This is a genomic window from Microbulbifer sp. Q7 (assembly GCF_001639145.1).
GTDB lineage: Bacteria > Pseudomonadota > Gammaproteobacteria > Pseudomonadales > Cellvibrionaceae > Microbulbifer.
Genome location: NZ_LROY01000002.1, coordinates 487,866 through 511,939, shown reverse-complemented (window position 1 = coordinate 511,939; position 24,074 = coordinate 487,866). Strand labels below are relative to the sequence as shown.

General features: G+C 58.8%; 19 protein-coding genes. 10 read left to right on the top strand and 9 right to left on the bottom strand.

The window, feature by feature from the left end:
- Nucleotides 1–27 precede the first annotated feature (27 nt).
- The gene (locus AU182_RS07875; RefSeq protein ID WP_066963310.1) at nt 28–1,596 is read left to right on the top strand and encodes an arylsulfatase; all 1,569 of its coding nucleotides are present in this window, start codon (nt 28–30) and stop codon (nt 1,594–1,596) included.
- 76 nt (nt 1,597–1,672) lie between these two features.
- On the opposite strand, the gene AU182_RS07870 is transcribed toward AU182_RS07875, so the two are convergent.
- Nucleotides 1,673–3,664: a DUF3604 domain-containing protein gene (locus tag AU182_RS07870; protein WP_066963307.1), complete on the bottom strand. Its 1,992-nt coding sequence runs from the start codon at nt 3,662–3,664 to the stop codon at nt 1,673–1,675.
- 59 nt (nt 3,665–3,723) lie between these two features.
- Nucleotides 3,724–5,265 (bottom strand): arylsulfatase, encoded by a 1,542-nt coding sequence (locus AU182_RS07865; protein ID WP_193754313.1) that lies wholly within the window; start codon nt 5,263–5,265, stop codon nt 3,724–3,726.
- Nucleotides 5,266–5,528: 263 nt separating this feature from the next.
- On the opposite strand from AU182_RS07865, the gene AU182_RS07860 reads away from it, so the two are divergent.
- The gene (locus tag AU182_RS07860) at nt 5,529–6,644 is read left to right on the top strand and encodes a cation diffusion facilitator family transporter (RefSeq protein WP_066963301.1); all 1,116 of its coding nucleotides are present in this window, start codon (nt 5,529–5,531) and stop codon (nt 6,642–6,644) included.
- A gap of 117 nt (nt 6,645–6,761) precedes the next feature.
- Here AU182_RS07860 and AU182_RS07855 read toward each other — a convergent pair whose 3' ends face one another.
- Complete coding sequence (locus AU182_RS07855; protein ID WP_066963298.1) at nt 6,762–7,085, bottom strand: TfoX/Sxy family protein; 324 nt, start codon at nt 7,083–7,085, stop codon at nt 6,762–6,764.
- A gap of 350 nt (nt 7,086–7,435) precedes the next feature.
- Between AU182_RS07855 and AU182_RS07850 the strand changes: the two genes are divergently transcribed.
- The 4 genes from AU182_RS07850 to AU182_RS07835 are packed head-to-tail and all read left to right on the top strand — an operon-like array spanning nt 7,436 to nt 11,821.
- A complete protein-coding gene (locus AU182_RS07850; protein WP_066963295.1) occupies nt 7,436–8,473 on the top strand; it encodes an XdhC family protein in 1,038 nt (345 codons plus the stop codon).
- On the top strand, nt 8,467–9,078 hold the full coding sequence (locus AU182_RS07845; RefSeq protein ID WP_066963292.1) for an NTP transferase domain-containing protein: 612 nt from the start codon (nt 8,467–8,469) through the stop codon (nt 9,076–9,078). The genes AU182_RS07850 and AU182_RS07845 overlap by 7 nt, the downstream gene beginning before the upstream one ends.
- Nucleotides 9,069–9,563 carry a (2Fe-2S)-binding protein gene (locus AU182_RS07840; protein ID WP_066963289.1) on the top strand — a complete coding sequence of 165 codons (495 nt, stop codon included), beginning with the start codon at nt 9,069–9,071 and terminating at the stop codon, nt 9,561–9,563. Before AU182_RS07845 ends, AU182_RS07840 begins: the two co-directional genes overlap by 10 nt.
- A complete protein-coding gene (locus tag AU182_RS07835) occupies nt 9,560–11,821 on the top strand; it encodes a xanthine dehydrogenase family protein molybdopterin-binding subunit (protein WP_066963286.1) in 2,262 nt (753 codons plus the stop codon). Before AU182_RS07840 ends, AU182_RS07835 begins: the two co-directional genes overlap by 4 nt.
- A 106-nt stretch (nt 11,822–11,927) precedes the next feature.
- Here AU182_RS07835 and AU182_RS07830 read toward each other — a convergent pair whose 3' ends face one another.
- The 5 genes from AU182_RS07830 to purL form a co-directional block, all read right to left on the bottom strand.
- The gene (locus tag AU182_RS07830; RefSeq protein WP_066963283.1) at nt 11,928–12,668 is read right to left on the bottom strand and encodes a carbonic anhydrase family protein; all 741 of its coding nucleotides are present in this window, start codon (nt 12,666–12,668) and stop codon (nt 11,928–11,930) included.
- A 206-nt stretch (nt 12,669–12,874) separates the two neighbouring features.
- Nucleotides 12,875–13,306, bottom strand: coding sequence for a YqaA family protein (locus AU182_RS07825; protein ID WP_066963280.1), 432 nt, complete (start codon nt 13,304–13,306; stop codon nt 12,875–12,877).
- Nucleotides 13,303–13,968, bottom strand: a complete 666-nt coding sequence (locus tag AU182_RS07820) for a gamma-glutamyl-gamma-aminobutyrate hydrolase family protein (RefSeq protein ID WP_066967704.1) — start codon at nt 13,966–13,968, stop codon at nt 13,303–13,305. Before AU182_RS07820 ends, AU182_RS07825 begins: the two co-directional genes overlap by 4 nt.
- On the bottom strand, nt 13,941–14,927 hold the full coding sequence (locus AU182_RS07815; protein ID WP_082859297.1) for an amidoligase family protein: 987 nt from the start codon (nt 14,925–14,927) through the stop codon (nt 13,941–13,943). The genes AU182_RS07820 and AU182_RS07815 overlap by 28 nt, the downstream gene beginning before the upstream one ends.
- Before the next feature lie 192 nt (nt 14,928–15,119).
- Nucleotides 15,120–18,998 (bottom strand): phosphoribosylformylglycinamidine synthase, encoded by a 3,879-nt coding sequence (purL, locus tag AU182_RS07810; protein WP_066963277.1) that lies wholly within the window; start codon nt 18,996–18,998, stop codon nt 15,120–15,122.
- Nucleotides 18,999–19,528: 530 nt separating this feature from the next.
- Between purL and mltF the strand changes: the two genes are divergently transcribed.
- The 4 genes from mltF to AU182_RS07790 all read left to right on the top strand — a co-directional run bounded on the left by mltF (nt 19,529) and on the right by AU182_RS07790 (nt 22,753).
- Entirely contained in the window at nt 19,529–21,007 is a 1,479-nt protein-coding gene (gene mltF / locus AU182_RS07805) for a membrane-bound lytic murein transglycosylase MltF (protein WP_066963274.1), read from the top strand.
- Between the two features lie 237 nt (nt 21,008–21,244).
- Nucleotides 21,245–21,712, top strand: coding sequence for a hypothetical protein (locus tag AU182_RS07800; RefSeq protein WP_066963271.1), 468 nt, complete (start codon nt 21,245–21,247; stop codon nt 21,710–21,712).
- A gap of 26 nt (nt 21,713–21,738) precedes the next feature.
- Nucleotides 21,739–22,020 carry a PepSY domain-containing protein gene (locus AU182_RS07795; RefSeq protein WP_066963268.1) on the top strand — a complete coding sequence of 94 codons (282 nt, stop codon included), beginning with the start codon at nt 21,739–21,741 and terminating at the stop codon, nt 22,018–22,020.
- A gap of 373 nt (nt 22,021–22,393) precedes the next feature.
- Nucleotides 22,394–22,753, top strand: coding sequence for a hypothetical protein (locus AU182_RS07790; protein WP_153039183.1), 360 nt, complete (start codon nt 22,394–22,396; stop codon nt 22,751–22,753).
- A 6-nt stretch (nt 22,754–22,759) separates the two neighbouring features.
- Here the strand turns inward: AU182_RS07790 and AU182_RS07785 are convergent, their stop codons facing one another.
- Nucleotides 22,760–23,821 (bottom strand): peptidase M42, encoded by a 1,062-nt coding sequence (locus AU182_RS07785; RefSeq protein ID WP_066963262.1) that lies wholly within the window; start codon nt 23,819–23,821, stop codon nt 22,760–22,762.
- Between the last annotated feature and the right edge of the window lie 253 nt (nt 23,822–24,074).

Genomic DNA, 24,074 nt, shown 5'->3' with positions numbered 1-24,074 from the left:
ATGAACTCAAGCCACTGGAGTATGTCCATGAAGACACTCAGTTTACGGCAGCTACTCAAGGTGCCGCTGTCCATCACCGCCGCCGCCCTGCTGTCGGTGTGTCACACCGCCGCTCAGGCCCAGGAAAAACCCAACATCCTGGTGATCTGGGGTGACGATATTGGGGTGTGGAATATCAGCCACAACAACCGTGGCATGATGGGCTACCAAACGCCAAACATTGACCGCATTGCCAAAGAAGGCCTGTCATTCACGGATTACTACGGCCAGCAATCCTGTACCGCAGGACGCGCAGCATTTATGGGCGGGAATGTACCTGTTCGCACCGGCATGACGAAGGTCGGCCTCCCCGGCGCCAAAGAGGGCTGGCAGGAGTCAGACGTTACCATCGCGGCGGTAATGAAAAGCCTTGGCTACGCCACGGGACAATTTGGTAAAAACCACTTCGGGGATCGCGACGAGCACCTGCCCACCAACCACGGCTTTGATGTATTTTTTGGCAACCTCTATCACCTGAATGCCGAGGAAGAGCCTGAACACCGCGACTACCCCAAAAATCCCGAGTTTCGTAAAAAGTTTGGCCCACGCGGTGTGGTCAGAGCCACGGCTGACGGTAAAGTCGAGGATACCGGCCCATTGACCAAAAAACGCATGGAAACTGTGGATGAGGAAACGCTCGCCGCGGCCATGGACTTTATCAAACAGCAGGTTGACGCCGGCAAGCCCTTCTTCGTGTGGTGGAATGCTACCCGTATGCACTTCCGTACCCATGTGAAAGAGGAACACAAGGGGCTCTCTGGCCCTACCGGCAACGCATATCAAGACGGCATGGTGGAGCACGATCAACACGTCGGCAAACTTCTCGACTTGTTGGATCAGCTCAAAATCGCTGATAACACCATCGTGTTCTATTCCACAGACAATGGCCCCCACTTCAATACTTGGCCCGATGCCGGCACTACGATTTTCCGTAGTGAAAAGAACTCCAACTGGGAGGGCGCCTACCGGGTTCCGGCATTTATTCGCTGGCCCGGCAAGTTTCCTGCTGGCAAAACGCTGAATGGAATCGTGTCTCATGAAGACTGGCTGCCGACCTTTGCCGCGGCGGGTGGCAACCCGGACATCAAAGAGCAGCTCATGAAAGGCACCAAGCTGATTGGCCGCAAGTACAGAAACTACATCGACGGACACAATCAGATAGATTACCTTTCCGGGAAAACGGAAGAGTCCCCCCGTCGTGAATTCATCTATGTGAATGACGACGGGCAGATTGTAGCGATGCGCTATGACGCCTGGAAGGCCGTGTTCCTGGAGAACCGTGGCAAGGCGTTCGGTGTTTGGATGGAACCTTTTGTCGAGCTGCGCGTGCCCCTGCTATTTAACCTGCGTCGCGACCCATTCGAACGTGCCCAGCACAACGCCAACAATTACTATGATTGGTTGCTGGATCATGCGTTCGTCTTTGTGCCATTGCAACAGATGGCTGGGCGATTCCTGAAAACGATGGAAGAGTATCCTCCCAGCCAAACACCCGGATCATTTAACCTGAAGAAAATCGAAGAGCAACTGAAAGCGGGCGCAGCCCACAGCAACTAATATTGCGAAACAAGCGAAAAGGCCCGCACATTTGTGCGGGCCTTTTTCATTAAGCCATTGCTCAATGTGGACGTCTTTATGGCGTATACCAGATCGGACTCGAAAAGGCGCGTTCCTGTTGCACCATAGGGACTTTCTTGTCCATCTCAATCTCGTTCCTTACCTTGTCATACAGGGTCCAGCGCGGGGTGGGAATCTGCAGCACGCGTACGTAATACACCGCCTTGTGCTGTGGATTGAATTCCTTGTCTTCGAAATAACCGATCAATTGGGAATCCCCAATATCATTGGTGTACTCGGCGGTTTTCAAGTCGACGGTGTCACCTACATGCTGGATTTGGCCCTGAGCGTCCATATTCCGGTTTCCAGACCATTTGACGTTGAACACTTTTTCATGGGTTTTTCCTTTTCCATCCACCCATCCCTTGATGATCTGGATACGATCCAGGTTCGCACCCTCCGGATCTTTCATCGCTGCCACCAAAAATTTGATGCGTTTGTTCTCTGAGCCACCTTTTAGCTTGCCGCCCATCGGAACACCCTTGACGTACCCTACTTTCGCCAGGTCGCCGTTGGTATCTTCCTCCGAGAAATCAAATCCGCCAAAAAAGCGTAGGGTCATACGTGGCCCGGTGGTGGCGAAGGTTTCCTTGCGCATCATCGCATCCCAGATGGCTTCGCGGGTATTCTCCGTAGCCCAGACCCCCATGGAACCAGAGGCGGCCATCTCCCACCCCATATAACTGTCGGTAGGCCCGGTCAGCAGCGGAAAGTCCCAGCGGGTCTTGTTGCTCGGTTCCAGCGTTTTGAACTTGCCGAAGAAATTATCGTCGTCCGGTGTCGACAGTCCCGTGTGGGCGTCGGTTGCGCCATTCGCGCCATACTGGAAGGGATTGGTGCCCAGCTCGTCTTCAAGACGCATTCCCGCATTGAGTGCCGGACGCCAGTATTCATATTGCAACGAGCCCGGTGGTTTAGGCTTCAAGATCAGATTACCTCGGTCCCACAGGTCCCAGTCCGCAAATTCGTCCTCTGGGGAAAGGCTGGGATGGGATTCACTCTGCCCCTTGATCTGGGTCACTTCATACAGCGGCTCGTAGCGGGCGCGCATTTCGGCCCACTCTTTGGTCATGGGCGAGCCGTCAAAGCGCTTTTCCTCGAACATGCGACCATTCGACATATTGCCGTTGTGGGGAATGGCCAGCACCCGGCCACCGGTTTTGTCCTCGTAGGCCTTCATCCAGCTCCAGAGTTTTTCCGGATCCTGGGTTTCAAAGGTGGTCAGCGGTAACAGGCTGCGAGTTTTACTGGCGTCATCGCGAAAAATGACATTGCGATGCAGGTTGTCGCCGCCATCGGCGTTGACCGTCCACTCGTAAGCGATAAAGGTGGTGAATTCGCCGGGTTTGTAATACTTCTCTGCCGCATCCACAGTTTTTTCCCAGGCGGACTTCATCCATTTGGGGTCCATCACGGCCTTGGGCAATCGGCCCTCAGACTGCATGACAATCAATTCGCTCTTCGCGGCAGCCGCCTTTTTCTCGTCGCCGGAATTCAGCGCTTCATTCCACTTTTTCAGGGTGGCATCCGCCATCATTTCAGGATTGCCATCGATCAGCTCATTGATCACCCCCATGCCATCGGAGTGGTCGGTGATCATGAACCAGTCGTAAGGCCGCGCGAGCTTGGCACTCATACCACTGTTGGATTTCACTTCCTCGCCGAGGGCAAAGCGGTAGGCATCCTCCGGCGTAAGAATGGCGCCATCCATACCGGCATCGGCAGACCAGCCCGTGTGCACGTGGGAGTCACCAAAGAAGGCCTGCGTAGGATAGGATCTGCTGCCACGTCCGGCGGTTTGCGCGGAGCGTGAAGCCGGCGCTGTGCCGGCGGTATCTGATGCCCGAGGATCTGCGGAGCCGTACTCTTCCTCGATCAGAACCTCGCCTTTCCCGCCGGCGGCATCAGTGGCACTTTCCTTTTGCCTTTCCCGCTCGCCGTCGCCGCCACAGGCAGACAACGCAATCGCAGTAGCCAATAACGACAGGGTCAATCCATGCTTATACATATCTACCTTCCTTGGTAATCGATTTTTTCACTCAGTTACCATGCCTTGAGACACAAAAACTAGCGCTGCTGGTGCGCAAGCGCGTTGATCAGCTTGCTGATTTCACCAACCTGAACCGACATGCTTTCCTGCACCGGTGGGTACTTCTCAAAACTCTTGACGAATTTTCCGATTTGCTCGCCTGCCGGGCCCAGGGTCCAGCTGCGGTTTTCCGCCCACTCGTCGTAGCCCCGCGCATCAATGAAGCGCTCAAACGGATCCAGCTTCAGGTTAATGATATAGGGCGTAGTCAGTGGTATCTGGGTGCCGCGAAACCATTCTTCCTGCTCCACAAAAAGAAATTTCCAGTCGCCATGTCGCATGCCGTGAAAGGTGGTTTCGGTGAAGTAATAAAACTCTTTGCGCTTGGTCTTCCCCTGATTCAGTAGTATGTCCGTCTGGTCGTAACCGTCGAGGTGTACCTTGAAGCGCTTATCGCCAATCTTGGCCCCCGAGAGGAGATTTTCTTTGAGGTCTTTATCACCAACAATGGCCATGATGGTGGGCACCCAGTCTTCCATGGCCATGAATTCGCCGGTGGACACGCCGGCGGGAATGTGCCCTTTCCATTTCACCAGCATCGGCACCCGGAAACCGCCTTCCCAGCCGCCGACACCTTTTTCCCCGTGAAATGGCTGGTTTCCACCATCCGGCCACGAATTGGAAGCGGCACCATTGTCGGTGGAAAACATGACCAGGGTATTGTCTGCCACGCCCAGCTGGTCCAGGAGGTCCAGCAGTTCGCCTACATCGTCATCCAGTTCCATCATGCCGTCGGCGTAAATACCGTACCCACTTTTTCCCTGATATTCCTTGGTCAGGTTGGTGCGATAGTGCATGCGCGTGGTGTTGTGCCATACGAAAAACGGCTTGCCGGACTTTACCGCGTCGGAAATAAAGCGCTTGGACTGTTCGAGCACCTCCTGATCCAGGTTGCGCTGACGCTCCTGCCCCCAGGTACCCAAGTCCTTGATATCCTGCTTGCCGTTGGCAAGGGCTTTCGAGTGAATGACACCGCGCATTTTCAGCCCGTATTTTTTCTGTACTTCCGGATCCTTCGGGTAATCGTACTGCTCCGGATACTCACCAGCGTTCAGGTGGTAAAGAATGCCAAAGAATTCGTCAAAACCATGATTGGTGGGCAGGTGCTCGTCCCGGTCACCCAGGTGGTTTTTGCCGAACTGGCCGGTGATGTACCCCTGTGCTTTAAGCATTGCTGCCAGGGTTGGCGTCTCCTCTTTCAGACCCTGCTCAGCACCAGGCAGCCCCACAGTACTGAGGCCGATGCGCATGGGATACTGGCCGGTAATAAAAGACGCACGACCGGCGGTGCAGGAGGCGTGCGCATAGTGATCCATAAAAATCATGCCTTCACTGGCGATACGATCGATATTCGGTGTAGAGCCACCCATCATGCCCCGGTGGTAAGCGCTGATATTCCACATACCCACATCATCGCCCCAGATGATGAGAATATTTGGTTTATTAGAATCCTGCGCCTGCGCAAGTGAAAAACACGACATCAGCACAATACACAGCGCTGTACGAACGGCATTCCTCATCGGTAACCTCGACCTAAACTTGTTGTATCCAAATGTAATTACACCTGCTAACTGGTGCAGGGAATTTGGCTTTGGAAGTATAGGCATAGAATACAAGCCGACTTTCGCGATGGCATTCAAGGCTTCACCGTGTGGTGCACCCGGAGGAATAGAGGTGTACCCGGAGGAATAAATGGCTACTGGACCACCTCGCAGGGCTAAACTCTCATTCCAATACACGCAATCCAGCTCAGCACCAAGGATCAAGCAAACAAGGCGATTTCATGGCACAGGGTTCAAAAAAGGCGGTCCTTTACGCGATTTCCGTCAACGCCATCATCACCGTGTTAAAAGGTATCGCCGCCGTGGCGACACATTCTGCCGCCATGATGAACGAAGCGGTGCACAGCCTGATGGATACACTGAACCAGGTATTCCTGCTGATGGGTATCCGGCGCGGCAGCCGTCCCGCAGATACCCAGTACGCCTTTGGCCATGGGCAGAAAAAGTATCTGTGGAATCTGTGGAGTGCGATCGGCCTGTTTTCCATCGGTTGCGGCCTGGGCCTCGCCCACGCCTGGCATGCATGGCAAAACCTCGCGCACTTTGAGCGCCCGGAGACCATCACACTGCTCGGCCTCGACATCGCGCCCATCTGGATCTCGGCTGTGGTGCTGACCATCGCTTTTGTACTGGAAGGCTACGTCTTGCTGATTGCCGGCAAAGAGTTCTTTTCGCGCATGCGCGCCGAAGGCAAGCGCAATCCCTTCCGCTACCTGGTGGATGCCGATGACCCGACCCTGATCGCGGTCTTGCTGGAGGACTCCATCGCGGTTACCGGCGTTATCCTCGCGGCCACCGGTATTGGCATGACCCAGTCAACCGGCAACCCCATGTGGGACATCGGTTTCTCGGTCGCGATTGCGGTCATGCTCGGGCTGACGGCGATTTTCCTCGGCATGATCAACATGCGCTATCTCACCAATATTCGCGACAAAGATGCCGAGCGCGCCTTCCATGAAATCGTCAAGCACCACCGGGAAATCGAGCGCTACCACGATCTGCGCTCGGTGATAGTGGATGACACCCATACGGTTGTGGTGGCGGAAGTTGAATTGCGGGAGGAGGTATTGATGCGGGATATGCGCGAGCGTATTGCTGCCCACGAACGACAGCTGCTGGACCGGGTCCCGGAGCACCGGCGCACCGGGGCGGTACTGGAATATGCGGAGACCCGTGCGATTGTTCAGGCCACCCTGGAAGCTACCGAGGAATTGATTGACGAGCTGGAAGCAGAGCTCAAGCAGCGCTGCCCCAGAGTGTTCCACCTCACCATCGAGATAGACGGTATTGCGCCGCCGTCCAAACTGGACACGCCGGAACAGTTGACTCAGCTCTAGATCTCCTCGCCTTCGGACATCAGTGCGTCAGCTCGGCCCCCGGCCGTTGTGGTCAGGTGCAACGTCGCGCGCTAGTGAAGAGTGCCTTAAGCGAGTAGGTTAAGCGAGCGAGAACAGTCACTTGGGTGGCAGGGAACCGGCGAATTCCGCACCGCGATTGACCCAGCCATCCAGATCTTCGGCGATGGCATCTTCCTCCACATACACCATGCCCTTGAGCGGACGACCGGTGTAGTCCATCGGCCGGGTATAGCGTTCGCCCAGTGCCGCCTGGTAATTGTCTGGCCCCACCCGCACCATCAACTCCTCGCCGATAACGCCGCAGGCCATGTTGCCATTCAGCATAAAGGCCAGACCGCCGAACATCTGCTTCTCCGAGAGGCCATCACTGGGGGTCAGAAGTTCGCGAACCTTTTCTGCCAGCTTTTCGTCATATGCCATTGTCCTGCTCCTTGCTTGACTATGCTCGACAACTTAAAACGCGCTTCCATCAGGCATTACTGATAAAGGCCGTTGTGATTTGTTCAGGCAGACTGGACGCATTTTCAGGGAACGACGAGCAGAGAGAATGTGCAGGTACTCCGAATTCCCCTTCAGCAAAAAGCAACATCGAGCGCTGATCTCAGAACCAGTCCGCAAATGCGCGAGATTCATTTTTTAGAATTTTTTCCGCATTTATTGTTCTAAGTGTAGCAAACATTCCGGATTTTTCCGGTCAAGGATGCAGAAACCGGAGGGCTGGGGTAGCATGTTTTGATACCCGAATAAAAAACAACGCTAACCAGGGTTCCATGGCCAATCAGATACAGACACTGCTCGACATCTGGCATACCCACCGCAACAATCGCCAGTGGGTTCTCGGCACTATCTACCAGACCTCCGGCCCCTGCTATCGCAAGGCCGGGGCCATGATGCTGTTTGACGATCTGGGGAAATATTACGGTCTGCTCAGTGGCGGCTGTCTGGAGGCGGATATCCAGCGTCATGCAAAGCAGGTGCTCAGCACGGGAAAATCCAAAACCCTGTGTTACGACGGCAGTGATGAAGACGACTTTGCCTTCAAGCTGGGAATCGGCTGCGGCGGCACCGTATTCATTCTGCTGCAGCCGGTGCTGCCGGAGAATGACCACCTCAAACTGGAGCAACTTCGCATCAGGCTGCGCGACGGCCAGCCCTGCTGCTATTTGCAGAAAATCCCCGACAATGGCGAGACCGAGACTGCCATTGCCGACGCCCGCCAGTCCGGGCTAAATGGTCGCGCCAGGTTGCTGGAAACGGCGGACGGCAACTGGTTAGAGACGCCCCTGCGCCCGGCTCCGCATATCCTGATTGTCGGAGCGGGTGTTGATGCACGCCCCATGGCGCAGTTGTGCCGCAGCCAGGGCTGGCAAGTAAGCCTGTGCGATCCCCGCACAGCCAATGCACGCCAGGCGTACTTTCCCCAGTGCCGGCTCTATCCCTGCCACCCGGAGGCTCTTCCATCGCAGCTGGCAATGCAACAGGTGGACGCCGCGATTGTCATGAGCCACAACCTCGAGCTGGACGCGGCCGCATTGCGGGTGCTGTCTGGCCTACCGCTCAAGTACCTCGGGCTGCTGGGGCCGGTCTCGCGCCGAGATCGGGTGCTGGCCCTGGCCGGCATTGAGCTCGAAGCCCTCAATCGCGCGCTGGCGGTTCCCTTGCGCGCCCCCATTGGGTTGAACCTTGGCGGCGAACTGCCAGAGAGTATTGCCCTGGCCACCTGCGCGGAGTTACACGCGGTGCTGCACCGCGCCGATGGCAAAAGCATGACCAGCCCCTCTTCCAGGAGCGAAGTGATTACATGCTGAAGGACTCTGCGCGCCCATCGATCAAACCCGTGATCCAGCCCATCATCCTTGCCGCTGGCGCATCGCGGCGCTTTGGCGGCTGTAAGCTACTGCAGAGCGCGCATGGGCAAACCCTGCTGGAGCGCTGTGTGGAGAGCCTGAGTGACACCGATCTGTCGCCCCCCATCATTGTCAGCGGCGCCTGGCATACGCAACTGCGTGATCGGCACCCGACGCTGACGTTCGTGGAGAACCCGCACTGGCAGGCGGGCATGGGCAGCTCGCTTGCCTTTGGTATACGCCAGGTGCCGGATACATGCGACGCCGCACTCATCCTGCTGGCGGACCAGCCCGCGGTCACCCGCGGGGACCTCCAAAACCTGATCACCGCGTTCACCCGGCGCGCGCGCATCACCTGCAGCGTCTACCGCGGTCACCACGGTGTACCGGCAATTTTCCCACGTCGCACTTTCCCCCTGCTACACAAGCTGCAGGGCGATCACGGTGCACGCGCCCTGCTGCGCGACCCCCAGACCCCGCTCAACCGTGTACCGCTACCCGGTGGAAGCATCGACATCGACACCCAGCAAGACTGGCAAGCTTACGGAGAACAACTATGCAGATAACCGTTAACGGCTCCACCCACCAGCTCGATGTAGACGAGGATATGCCACTACTGTGGGCATTGCGCGACGAGCTGAACATGACCGGCACAAAATTCGGCTGCGGCAAAGGGCTTTGTGGTGCCTGTACGATTCATCTCGATGGACAGGCTGTACGCTCCTGCTTAACCCCGGTCAGCGCAGCGGTGGGTAAATCGATCACCACCATTGAGGGGCTATCCAAAGATGGCAAGCACCCACTGCAAAAGGCCTGGATAGAACACGGAGTCCCCCAGTGTGGTTACTGCCAGTGCGGCCAGATCATGAGCGCCGCCGCGCTACTGGCAAGAAATGCCAGCCCGAGCGATACGGAAATTGACAATGCCATGAGCGGCAACCTGTGTCGCTGCGGCACCTATCCGCGCATCAAGATCGCAATCAAAAGCGCCGCCAGCCAGAGCGCGGCTTTTTACAATGCCGACCGCACCGCTGAGGAGGCTACGTCATGAGCCAGAAGCGCATTGAAAATGTCGATCGCCGCCGCTTCCTCAGGTTAACCGGGCTCACCGCCAGCGGCCTGGTACTCGGCGCTGCGCTGCCAAACACCCTGCCACTGTGGGCGCAGAGCAGCGCTGCACACCAGGAACTCAATCTGTTCGTGGGAATCAACCCCGACGATACCGTGTCCATTGTCTGCCACCGCTCGGAAATGGGTCAGGGCATTCGCACCGGGTTACCCCAGGTCGTGGCGGACGAGATGGAAGCCGACTGGGCCAAGGTAAAAGTCATTCAGGGCCTGGGCGACAAGCGCTACGGCAGCCAGAACACCGATGGCTCGCGCAGCATCCGCAGGTTTTACGACACCATGCGCAACATGGGTGCCAGTGCGCGCAGCATGCTCGAGTCCGCCGCCGCACAACAGTGGCAGGTACCGGCGTCGGAATGCGCCGCCAGCAACCACACCGTGGTACACACCCCCAGCGGCCGCAGACTGCGCTTTGGCGAGCTGGCCGAGCGCGCTGCCCAACAGCCGGTGCCCGACCAAAGTACGCTGCGGCTAAAGAGCAGTGATCAGTTCAACTATATCGGTAAGTCGGTCAAGAATTACGATACTCCGGACATGGTGATGGGCAAGGCCAGATACGGCCAGGATGTCCAGCTTGACGACATGCTGATTGCCAGTATCGAGCGCAGCCCGGTTCTGGGCGGCAAGATCGCGAAGCTCGATGACAGTGCTGCGCGCAAGGTAAAGGGCGTTGTCGCCATCGAACGTCTGGAGGTTGCCACCGAACCGCCCGTTTTCAACCCCCTGTCCGGGGTGGCCGTCGTTGCCCGCAACACCTGGAGCGCACTCAAGGGGCGGGAAAAACTCGCGATTCAATGGAGTGAGTCACCGCACCAGCAACACAACAGCACGAGCTATCTCGATACCCTGCGCACACGGGTGCAGAAACCCGGCAAACGGGTAACCGGTCGCGGCGACCTGGATGCCACTCTGCAAAACGCCGACAAGGTACACAAGGCGAACTACTCGGTGCCCTACCTCGCCCACGCCACCATGGAGCCGCCCAGCGCGACTGCCGTGGTCAATGGCGATGGCTGCGAAGTATGGAGTTGTGTGCAGGACCCACAGTCTGTCCAGCAGCATGTGGCCAATGCTCTGAAGATCAAGCCGGAGCAGGTGCGGGTCAATGTGTCCCTATTAGGTGGCGGCTTTGGGCGCAAGTCCAAGCCAGACTTTGTGATCGAGGCCGCACTGCTTGCGAAAAAACTGGGCAAACCGGTAAAAGTGGTGTGGAGCCGCGAGGACGATATCCGCCACGATTTTTACCACGCCATCAGTGCCGCGCACTTCGAGGCCGCGATGGACAAGCAGGGTAATGTCAGCGGCTGGCTGCAGCGCACGGCCTTCCCGTCAATTTCCGGGACTTTCAGCGCCGGCGTTGAGCACCCCTCCTCCGGCGAGCTGGATCTCGGCTTCACCGACCTGCCCTATAACATCGAGCACTACCGCACCGAAACCGCACCCGCGGAATATCACACCCGCATTGGATGGCTGCGCTCGGTGTGCAATATTCAGAATGCGTTTGGCGTGTGCAGTTTTGCCGATGAGCTGGCGCACGCCGCAGGAAAAGCACCCGATGCCTTCCTGATGCAATTGATTGGCCCGGATCGTCTGGTCGATCCCAGCGAAGGGGAATACAAATATGGAAATTATGGCGAACCACTGGAGAAGTTCCCCCTGGATACTGCGCGCCTCAAGAACGTACTCCAGCGCGCGGCAAAGAAAGCCCGGCTGACCCCGCGATCTGCACAAGCGGACAATAGCGGTGAGGCCTGGGGTATCGCGGTACACCGCAGCTTCCTGTCCTATGTCGCCGTTGCCAGCAAAGTGCGTGTGACAGGGAAAAAGTTTGAGGTGCTGGAAATGCACTGCTGTGCGGATGTGGGGCTGGCAGTGAACCCGGACCGGGTTGTGTCTCAAATGGAAGGCTCGATGATTTTCGCCCTGAGCCTCGCTTTGATGGGAGAAATCACCATGCAGGATGGGGCCGTCAGTAACAGTAACTTTGACAGTTACCCCCTGCTGCGTATCAACCAGAGCCCGAACATCACCGTGGATATCGTCGAATCCACGGCAGCGCCCGCCGGTGTTGGCGAGCCGGGCGTACCGCCGGTAGCGCCCAGCATTGCCAACGCGATCTTTGCCGCGAGTGGCCAGCGAATCCGGGATCTTCCGATCAACAAGCACCTGACTCTCGCCTGACCACTGGCGTAAAACCAATACTCGCCACAAAAAAGCCCGCCATTCTGGCGGGCTTTGCATGGAAACCATTGGGCGAGAACGCCAGGCATTGCAGGCGGTACCATCGTCAGGCGAGTATTTCCAATCGACCATCGCTCAGGTGATACATGGCACCGACCATTTTTATCTTGCCTTCTTTCTCCAGCTTCGACAGCACGGCGCTCTGGGTGCGAATTTGTTTGATCGAACGGCGCACATTGTTGGCGGCCACCAGATCCACGAATGCCTCGTTCTTGCTACTGCGGTCGCCCTCGTAGTCAGTGGCTTTTACCGCCGGCTGGATCTGATCCAGCAAGCCGGTCAGCTTGCCCAGCTTCACATTGTCGATGGCACCTTTCACCGCGCCACACGCGGTGTGCCCCATCACCAGAATCACTTTGGACCCCGCTGCGGCACAGGCAAACTCCAGGCTGCCGATAATGTCATCGTTGCAGATATTCCCGGCAACGCGGGCGTTAAAGGATTCTCCCAACCCCATATCCAGCAGGATTTCCGCCGGTGTCCGCGAGTCGATGCAACTCAGAATGGCCGCTGCGGGGTACTGCCCCGTGGCACTGGCGCGTTTTTGCGCCAGGTAATCATGCTGCTCCATCTTGCCGGAGCGAAACCGTTCATTACCTTCCTTCAGCATCGCAATCACATCGTCCGGACTCATGGCGTCGCGCTCTTTCTGGGTGAGCGCTGCCGCGAAACTCACGCCGGAAAAACTCATAAGACCGGCACCTGCAGCCAAACTGGCGGCACCGGCGGCCAACGCGGTTTTCATGGCCTGACGGCGGCTAGTACAGCAATCGGGTTTATTACTCATGGCATTATCTACCTGCTCCAGTTTAAAAGATTTACGCGGCTCCGAAACCAATCGGATGGATTTGGCGTCGTCGCATCAAGCCTGTAAATCAGTCTAGACAATCCCGGTACCGGCACTGCCACCAAATGGCGTAAGCGCACAGCATTGAGGGTAAACAGGTACGTGCTTTTTATTCAGGGAGGGAGGCGCAGATTCGGCAGGGACAACTAACTGAACACAGCGGACTGCTGCAGGAAAACCACAGACACGTAGCGCAGACCCTTGCCTATTCCCACCAGCAAAATAAACAGCCACAGGCGCACCCGCATGATACCGGCGATCAGGGTCAACGCATCGCCACCCACCGGCATCCACGCCAGCAACAGGCTCCAGAAGCCATAGCGCTGGAACCACGCCTGCGCCCTGGCAATCTGCTTGTGGGAAAAATAAAACCAGCGCCGATCCTGAAAGTGCAGCAGGTAGCGCCCCAATACCCAGTTCACCACCGCACCCAGGGTATTACCCAGTGTGGCCACCGCAACCAGAAGCACCGGATCACCACCATCGCGCAGCATTGCAAACAGCACCACTTCGGAATAAAACGGCAGAATGGTGGCCGCGAGAAAGGCGGACGCGAACAGCACCAGATAACTGATCACTTCGCCGCCTGATTTCTCAGCCAGCGAAACAGGGAGAATTGTGCCGGTAAGTAGAAAAGGTATTCAGGGTGCCATTGCACGCCGATGATGGGGCGTCCGCTATCGCTTTCCACCGCTTGGGTAAACTCGTCAAGGTCGCGCCCCACCACCCGCAGGCCTTTGCCCAGGCGCTTGATCGCCTGGTGGTGGAGACTGTTAACCCGCAGTTTGCGCCTTGTGAGCCTCGCCAGGGTGGACTCCGGCTGCACAAACACCTGCTTGGTCGGCAACAGCCCCGGGCGATTGTAGGTGCGGCGGCGCAGGTCGCGGATATCACTGTGCAGATCACCCCCAAGCACGACGTTAATCAGCTGTGCGCCTCGGCAGATACCCAGTAACGGCAGCCGCTGCTCCAGGGCATAGTTGATCCAGTGAATTTCCAGCTGGTCGCGCTCTGGGTCGGACTTCACTTTTTCCCGCAGGTCACCGTGATAGTGCTCGGGGCTGATATCGTCACCGCCTCCGATCACCAGCCCTTGCAGGGGCTTGCCCGAAGGTTTGTGTTGCACACTGATCCGCTCCGGCGTGGCGCCCGCAAGCCACAGCGCCGCAGCGGTGCACCACCAACCCGGCGACCAGCGCCGAGCGGTGCCCGTTACACCAATGCGTGGTCGTTCAGCCATTGCTCGACAAATTCCGTCCATTTGTTGCGATTGACACCCAGTAGGGGCTGGCTACGCGATAGAAACTCCTCGCCCAGCTGTGCCTGTAGCTCTGGCTGCACCGCCAGAGCTTCCACGACACACCATATATTCCAGCTACTGGCCAGCGACCAACCGGGCTTTTCTATCTGGCAGTTGGGCAGGCGGTAGTGAAATGCCGGACGCGGCTTGATGCGCGGATCATCCACCGCACGACGCACCCGCGCCTCATCGATTTCTGCCAGCAAGGGCAGTAGATCAAGAGCGCGATTGCGGGTGGCATTGTGTTGCAGGTAATCGGAGAAAATATCATCCATCGACGGCTGCTTTTGCTCACACAGCAGACGCACATAGGCTTCCGGATACAGGTCGATATAGGGGCTTGCCCGCCGGGCAATATCGACTTTGTGCGTATCGACCAACCACCATTGCAGCAATGCAAAAGCGCGCAGGTAGCCAAACAGCGTTTCCGCGTCCAGCCGCGGAATCTCGGCGTTGATGTGCACACCGTAAGCGGCGATCAATGATTCTTCGGTGCCGCGCGCACCGGCGTCACGCAGCGCAGGTACCAGCGCTTGCAACAAGGGCAGCCGATCGAGCGGCAGTGGTGGGCAGACAATTTCAATGGGAACCACCAGCGCAGCAACCTGGCCCAACAGGTCGAGCCAGCGATCACCGCCCTCTTCGGCGCCGCTCTCAGACGCGTGCCGTTTCAGAAAGTCCCAATCGATTTCGATATTGAAGTGGCCCAGCTCATGATGCAGGGACATTTCTGCCGCCGAGTCCTGCTGCAACTCGCCGCCCAGGGCTTGCGCCACCGCATTGGCGGCGGTTTTCAGGGTAAGACCGGAAAACTCCAACTCAAACCCTACTCGCCGCTGGTTGCCGGACGCGGTTTCCCGCACCGGGGGCATGTTAAACGCGGGCTCCTCTGTATTCATCGCTGCTCCCCCACACTGTGGTTGCGATCACATCTGAAGCAATACCCTAACATGTGCCACTGCCCAATGTCGCATGACCGGCACAAGCGCGAACCAACACCGAACCGCTTCAGTATCCCGCCACACAAAAAAAAGCCCCGGTAAACCGGGGCTTTTCATCATATGCGTCATCATATGCGCGAAGCCTGTCGATTAGTCGACAAACACCCGCGCATTGCGGAACAGGCGCATCCAACCGGAGTCCTCTTGCCAGTCGTCCGGGTGCCAGCTGTTGCTGACCGCGCGGGCGACGCGCTCCGGGTGCGGCATCATGATGGTGACGCGGCCGTCTTCGGAACACAGGGAGGTAATACCGTTCACCGAACCGTTCGGGTTGGCCGGGTAGGTCTCGGTAATCTGCTGCTTGTTGTTCAGGTAGCGCATGGCGATGGTGCCGGACTGTTCGCAGTCTTCCAGCTGCTGCTGGCTGGCAAACTCCACGCGACCTTCACCGTGCGCAACAGCCACCGGCATGTAGGAACCGGCCATGCCCTTGAACAGCACGGATGGGGAATCTTCCACGCCCACCAGTGCAAAGCGCGCTTCGTACTGTTCAGACAGGTTGCGCACAAAGCGCGGCCAGTGGTCGGCCCCCGGGATCAGTTCCTTGATCACGGAAAACATCTGACAACCATTACACACGCCGAGACCGAAGGTGTCCTTGCGATTGAAGAAGCCTTCAAACTGGTCGCGGGCACGGTCGTTGAACAGAATGGTCTTGGCCCAGCCTTCGCCGGCGCCCAGCACATCACCGTAGGAGAAGCCGCCGCAGCCGACCAGGCCCTTGAACTGATCCAGTTCTACGCGACCGGACAGGATATCGCTCATGTGCACGTCGACGGCGTTGAAACCGGCGCGGTGGAAGGAGTGTGCCATTTCCACCTGGCTGTTGACGCCCTGCTCGCGCAGGATGGCAATTTTCGGGCGTACACCTTTTTTGATGTAGGGTGCGGCGATGTCTTCGTTGATGTCGAAAGACAGCTTCACCGACAGGCCCGGATCTTCCTTTGCGCTCTTGGCGATTGCATCAAATTCCTGCTTGGCGCAGTCGGCGTTGTCGCGCAGGGACTGAATGCGATAGCTGGTCTCGGACCAGATCTGCTGCAACTCGGCGCGGCTGCGGCTGAAAATCTCTTTTTCTTCGCGGTGGATACGCAGCTGTTCGTCTTCGTTCAGCGCACCAATTCGGTGGGCGGGAACACCAACGGACGCAAAGCGCATCGTCAGCATATCCGCATCGGCAGCGGGCACCTGCAATACTGCACCCAGCTCTTCATTGAACAGTGCGGCGATGGGGTCGTCACCCAGGTCGAAGATTTCCACATCGACACCCACGCGCCCGGCAAAGCTCATCTCCGCCAGGGTAGCGAAGAGACCACCGTCGGAGCGATCGTGGTAAGCGATGACTTTTTCTTCTTCCAGCAATTCCTGCATTACATCGAAGAAGCCTTTGAGACGCTTGGCGTCGTCCAGGTCTGCCGGGACATCGCCGAGCTGGCTGTAAACCTGCGCCAGGCAGGAGCCGCCCATGCGGTTCTTGCCAGCACCCAGGTCCACCAGCAGCAGCTCGCTCTCGCCCTTCTTCATCTTGCGCAGCTGCGGAGTGACCACCTTGCGCACATCGCTGACCGGGCTGAACGCGGAAATCACCAGCGACATCGGTGCGGTCACCGCCTTGTCGACACCGCCATCATTCCAAGCGGTACGCATGGACATGGAGTCTTTGCCCACCGGGATGGTAATGCCCAGCTCGGGACACAGCTCCATGCCCACCGCTTCCACGGTGCGGTAGAGCTTTTCTTCTTCGCCCGGGTGGCCGGCGGCACACATCCAGTTGGCGGAGAGTTTGATATCGGACAGCTTTTTGATCGGCGCCGAAGCGATGTTAGTAATCGCCTCACCCACCGCCAGACGACCGGAAGCCGGAGCATCCAGCAGCGCCACCGGGGTGCGCTCACCCATGGACATGGCTTCACCGGCGGTGCTGTCGTAGGCCACGGTGGTTACGGCGCAGTCGGCCACTGGCACCTGCCAGGGGCCAACCATCTGATCGCGAGAAACCTGGCCGGTTACGGTGCGGTCGCCAATAGTGATCAGGAAGCTCTTGCTCGCCACGGTAGGCAGGCGCAGCACGCGCTCTGCGGCCTCGTTCAGATCGATGCCGCTGGTATCAAACGCGCTGGTCTCAGGTTCGCGCTTCTCGGCCACCCGGTGCATCTTCGGCGGCTTGCCGAACAGCACAGACATGGGCAGGTCCACCGGTTTGGCGTCGAACTGCTTGTCGTTCAGGGTCAGGTGCTTTTCATTGGTGGCTTCGCCCACCACCGCAAACGGCGCGCGCTCGCGCTCGCAGATTTTCTCGAAACGCGCCAGGTCCTCTGGCATCACTGCCAGTACGTAGCGCTCCTGGGATTCGTTACACCAGATTTCCAGGGGGCTCATGCCCGGCTCGTCCGAAGGCACGTTGCGCAGCTCGAAGTTGCCGCCGGTGCCGCCGTCTTTGACCAGCTCCGGGAACGCATTGGACAGGCCGCCGGCGCCCACGTCGTGAATAAACGCAATCGGGTTCTTATCGCCCTGCTGCCAGCACTGGTCGATGACCTCCTGGCAGCGGCGCTCGATTTCCGGGTTCTGGCGCTGTACCGAGGCAAAGTCCAGGTCTTCGGAACTGGAACCGCTGGCCATACTGGAAGCGGCACCGCCACCGAGGCCAATCAGCATCGCCGGGCCACCCAGCACAATCAGCTTGGCACCGGCCTTGAATTCGGGCTTGTCCACGTGCTCTTCGCGGATATTGCCGTAACCACCGGCGAGCATGATCGGCTTGTGGTAGCCGCGGCGCTCGCCATCAAAGTCTTCTTCGAAGGTACGGAAGTAACCGCAGATATTCGGGCGACCGAACTCGTTGTTAAACGCCGCGCCGCCAATGGGGCCTTCGATCATGATGTCCAGCGCGGTCACAATGCGCTCAGGCTTGCCGTAGTCCACTTCCCAGGGCTGCAGGGCGCCGGGAATCTGCAGGTTGGATACGGTAAAGCCGGTCAGGCCCACTTTGGGCTTGGAGCCACGGCCCACGGCGCCCTCGTCACGGATTTCACCACCGGCACCGGTACCCGCACCGGAGAATGGTGCAATGGCTGTCGGGTGGTTGTGGGTTTCCACCTTCATCAACAGGTGGATCGCCTCGTGGCTGAAGCCATATTCCTTGGTGACCGGATCCGGGTAGAAGCGACCTGCTTCGTGGCCGACCACCACCGCGGCGTTGTCCGCGTAGGCCGAGAGGACGCCTTCACCGCCCTTTTGATAGGTGTTCTTGATCATGCCAAACAGGGAGTTGGGCATGTCTTCGCCATCGATGGTCCAGCTGGCGTTGAAGATCTTGTGGCGGCAGTGCTCGGAGTTCGCCTGGGCGAACATCATCAGCTCGACATCGGTAGGATTGCGCTCCAGCTCTTCAAAGCTGGTGAGCAGGTAATCAATTTCATCGTCCGCCAGGGCCAGGCCGAGGCTCACGTTGGCCGCTTGCAGTGCACTGCGTCCGCCTTCGAGGACATCCACGCGGCCCATCTGGCGGGCTTCTTCCACCACAAACAGCTGCTCGGCCTGCTCCATCTTGGAGAAGACACTCTCAACCATGCGGTCGTGCAGCAGGGCCACCAGATCGCTCCGTTCAGCCTCGGTTAAGTTGACCCCGGTAATGTAGTAGGCAACACCCCGCTCAAGGCGGTGAATATGGGTCAGACCCGCGTTGTGCGCGATGTCGGTCGCCTTGGAAGACCAGGGGGAGATGGTGCCGGGGCGCGGTACCACGAGGATCAGCTCGCCTTCCGGCTGATGCTTCTCTTCGGTGGGACCGTACTGCAGCAGGCGCTCCAGAAGAGCCTGATCCTTGTTGCCCAGCGTGTCGCTGTCGGCAAAGTGCACAAACTCGGCGTACACATCTGCAATCGCTGGCTGCAGGGCGCGGAGTTGGGTGAGGAGTTTTTGATGGCGAAATTTCGACAGTGCGGGAGCACCACGCAGAACTAGCATCGCGGGATTTGGCCTCTTGTCTGGATTTGAGCGCCTGCGGGCGGAGGTATCAGGGTTACAAAGACGTTGCCACACAGGTACACCGGGTATCGGAGCGCGCGCATTGTACCCGAAGCACCGCCGCTCCAACACTGCCGCGCGCCATCTATTGACGGTTCTGCAACAGTAAAGTTGACCGCCGCCATGACGACCACCGTGCGTGGCCACAAGAACACAATCTCTGGCGCCTGCGGCTTCCCGAGATTGGCGCCACAGGCCTTACCCGGGGCGCCAACTACTACACTTGATAGGTCAAGACAAGCCGACTGGTCACAAAGTGAAACCGCTGTTTTACCGCCGATTGGTCAGCGCACCGTGGTTTAAGGTAAAATTGCCGCGCTTTTGGCCCAAGCCTGTGCAAATAATAGACAGCAGGCTTTGCGCGCGGGCGGCAAAGGAGCCGCCGCCCGCAGGAAACGGTGCCCAGACGCGGGGTTTCCCACGCGGCGAGCGCCCAAAATAAAGCAAGAACGGACTCAAGGGGACGACCTATGATCATGAAAAGCCGACTGTTGCGATACAGCCGCCGCCTGCTGAAGGGAGCGGCCCTGGCTTGCTGCGCCTCCCTGTTGGTGGCGAGCAAGGCCCCCAGTCTGCTGGAACAGGTCAAGGCCTCCGGCAAGCTGGTCGTTCTGTCCCAGAACGGGCCCACCACCTACTATGAAGACGCCAACGGCAACTACACCGGCTTCGAATACGGCATGCTGCGAGCGTTTGCCCGGGAACTCGGGGTAAAGCTCGAGATCCGCGATGTGCACGATCTCAGCCACCTGTTCCAGGAGCTGGGCGACCCGGAGTCGGACGCACACCTGGCGGCCGCCGGGCTGACCGTAACTCCCGAGCGCCGTGACCAGGTGCGCTTTGCCCCCTCCTACTTCGAAATCCGCCAGCAGGTCATTTACCGCTTGGGCGAATCCCGCCCTCGCAGCGTGGCCGACCTCGCAGGCAAGAACATTGCCGTGATCGCCGGTAGCGCCCATGCCGAGCAGCTGCGCAAGCTCTCCCGCCGCTACGAAGACCTGCGCTGGGAAGAAATCTCCGACGTCGATGCCATGGAGCTGGTGGAAATGGTCAACGAGGGCAAGTACCACTATGCCATCGTCGATTCCAATGCCTACGCGGTACACCGTGGCCTCTACCCGAATACCCATGTCGCCTTCAACCTGACCCAGTTCCAGCCAGTGTCCTGGGCTTTCCCGAGAAGCGACGACGACACCCTGTACCGCGCCGCACGCAACTTTATGCTGCGCGCCAATACCGGCGGCCTGGTCGCCGAGTTGCGCGAACTGTACTTCGGCCATGTGAGCAAAATGAATGTGGGCGGCGCCCAAACCTTTGCCCAGCTCACCCGCAACCGACTGCCCAAGTGGCGCGAAGAGCTGCAGAAAGCCGCGGACAAATACGATCTGGACTGGGAACTGCTGGCCGCACTCAGTTATCAGGAGTCCCACTGGAACCCTCGCGCCAAGTCGCCTACCGGTGTGCGCGGCCTGATGATGCTGACTCGCACTACCGCCCGCGAAATGGGCGTAAACCGGCTGGACCCGATCGAGAGTATCGACGGCGGTGCGCGCTACTTCCTGCAGGTGCGCGACAAGATTCCCGAGCGTATCCGCGAGCCCGACCGCACCTGGATGGCGCTCGCCGCCTACAACGTGGGCTATGGGCACCTGGAAGACGCGCGCATCCTGACCCAACAAATGGGCGGCAACGCCGACCGCTGGTCCGATGTGCGCGAACACCTGCCCCTGTTGGCCAAGCGTCAGTACTACAAGCACCTGAAGCACGGCTATGCCCGGGGCTGGGAGCCGGTTACCTACGTGCAGAACATCCGCCACTATCAGGCGCTGCTGACCTGGAGCAGCCGTATTGAAGAGCAGCGCCTGGCGGCGGCCGCAGCCAATGACGACAGCGAAGCCCTGGCAGACGCGCCGGCAGCGGAAGCCAGCGGTTCCGCCCCCGCGCTGTAAGCCCTTCGCTCCAGGCCCCACCTCTTGCTATGCAATAAAAATCCCGGTCATCCGGGATTTTTTCGTTTCGGACCACCCTACTCACTTCGCTCGCCCGCTTCACTCCCCCGGTTTCGAGCCCAGTCCGCGTGTCAACATAAGAAGAAAGTACCGCGCAAGTCGAAAAAATCCTCCTATGCTTACTTCCAGTAGCCCGATCAATTCGGCGCCACCGCAACCTTGTTACGAGGACTTTTTATGATGCGCTATCTGTTACTTGCCAGCTTGATGGCCGCGCTCGCCCTGGGTGGCTGCAGCCGCAAGTCCGAGACCCACGACCCCGACCAGGCCGCCGATCCGGCGGAAAAAACCGAAGTCATCGAGGAAAGCAAGGACACCGGAACCGGTGTGGCCGATGACACCAGCGCGCCCGAAGACAGCGCCTCCTCTTCAGCCGATGAAGCCGATACCCGCTCTGACAACCCCAACAGTGAGGGGCAGCTGATCTGTAACGCCGAATGGTTTGCCTGGGTCAATGGGGAAGTGATGCGCACACAGAGCGAAGCCATCACCGAACAGTATCCCAGCGGCCTGCCCGAAGTGGGATCGGCCGAGTGGTTCACCGCGGTGGACAAGCTCACCGGTGGTGATGGCGCTCACGGACCGGACGGCGGCAGCGACGAATGGTGTTTTATGATCCAGCAACGTCTCGGCAACCAGAACTGAGCGACGGGAAGCTTCCGGAGGAACCAATGAAAAACGTAAAGAACTCACTCCTCGCGGTCACCCTGAGCGGTATCGCGGCAGTGGCCGCATCCCAGGACAACAGCAAAGAGGAAATGCCCCCGCCGGGCGCCATGGCGTTGTCCACCATCGTTACCAAACTGGAACAGCAGGGCTATGTGCCCGTGGTTGAGGTCTCCCTCGATGGCGGCCGCTGGGAAATCGAAGCCTATAAGGAGGGCAAGCGCTGGGATCTCGAAGTGGACCCCAACAGCGGAGAAATCGTAAACGCCAGGGAAGACGGCAGCTAAACACGCTCTTTAACCCTTGCCGCCAATAAAGAACCGTAGCTGCACCGATTGCGGCTGCGGTTAAAAATCTCCCGCCATCACACAGTGGCCCGGCTTCCGCGTGAAACTGCGGGGCTGACCAGCGCTCCGGACCTGGGCCAGAAAGCGATCGTTGCAGGCGCCGTGAGTTGCCGCATCTGACCGCAAGTCGTCATTACCATTTGGGATTTCCCCTCGCCCAGCCTATCAATGGTCGGATAAAGGCAATTTGGGGAAGTCCATGCTGTATGCCGCTGTATTCCGTGACACTCGTCCGCGCAACATTAGCCCACCAAACGCTCCACCCCACCGCGCTCGGCTGTGGCGGTTCACCGCACTCGCCCTTGGCTTGCTGATGAGCGGAACCCTCGTCGCCCACGCCCAGCAGCCGGGGCCATTCACGGCCCAGGACTTCCAGTTCTCCGGACCGGCCACCGGCCCCGCAATTCCCCCGCACCTGTACGGGCCAGACCTGGATGGTGGCACGCCATCGGAGATCGACCTGAGTGCCGCTGCCGTGCGTGCGCGTTTGCAACGGCTGGGCTTTCACCGCTTTGATCGTATGCAGTACCGCAACGGTTACTGGAATGTGGTGGCCTACCACGGCAACAAAAAACGCCAGCTGACGGTGCACCCGGCAACTGGCGTTATTCGCTCGGACAAACCCTACTGCAACAACCGCTGCAATCGCTACCAGCGCAGCGACGAGTTCTGACCGCCCTTAATCGTCTGCGGCAATCGCAAACAGCAGGTCGCTGAAGGCGCTGTTTGCCGACAGGGACGCAGACTCCTCCATGGTGTGGTAACCCGTGGTGGGAATCTGCAGGGTAGTGCCCTGCACAAATCCCGAGGAAGCGCTCACGATCCGCCCCAGCTCCGTACTGCCAAAGGACTGGGGCTCTTGCCCCTCTGCGATCGCCTTCTGGTTCAACGCCTCGATATAGCTGTCTTTGTAGCTGTAGCGGATGCCCTGCGCCTCACACAACTGTGCCAGGCGCGCCGTGGTTTCCGGGTGAAACTGGGCGTTGGCGTCCCGACGGCGCAGCACAACCTGCTGCGCATCGGCACTGGCGCGATCCGGGTAAGGGCTGGTGTCCACCACCACCAGCTTGCTGGTACCACCATTGAACCGACGAAACCACTCCAGCAGGTAGCGCCAGCTACTGCCCGACTCCTCCTGGGCGGTAAAGAAGGCCGTCCCTTGAAAGCCGAGGCTGTACAGGTGCACCAGGTGCGCGGCGGTAAGTACATTATCCAGCTGTGCGCTCAAAATGCCGTCGTTGATTTCCAGCCGGTCGGTAAACGCCACCGGCGTGCCGGCCACCACATGCTCCAGGCCCGCCACCTCAAAAATCAGGTTATTGCGGTAGCCACACACATACGCGCGACGGATTTCCCCGGAGCCGAAATAGGAACCCGACCAGGGCTCGTAGGCCGTTACCGTGACCCCCTGAAAGCGGTCGACGATCTTGGTCATGAGTTTTTCGGAAACGGAATTGCCCAACAGGTCGGAGCGGCGGCCAGACACAAAGGCCGCATACTGAAACTCATTGGGGCCAGTGCAGATCAAGCCGTGGCGATCAATATGCGCCGAGAACTTGGCGCTGTTGGGGCGCTGGCCCTGAGCAACCAGCAGGCCCTCATACCAGGTAACATGTGCCCCGCGCTCTTCCAGCTCGCGCTGCAATACCCGAAAAAAAGAGTGCTCCGCGCCCACCACACTGGGGCTACGTACCAGTAACTTCAGAAGATCGACAAACTGCTCGGCCTGTTGCATTTGCATATTCCTTACCGCCGGACACCGGCTGTCTGGCGCGAGTATAACGAGCAAAATCCTTGGCAAGCGACCGTTTTTTAATACCAAATTAGCGGGAAGGGCAAAGCGTGCGCCGAAGTCGCGATTCAGCGACATACCGTCGAGGCGGGCCGCTCACCGAGAGACCGGCGCGCAATGCACGTCCAGGCACCGAAACTAGGCTGCGGGGTCGGAACTGGTGGATAGAGATCTGGTGGAGGTTAATTCGGTGGAGCGACAA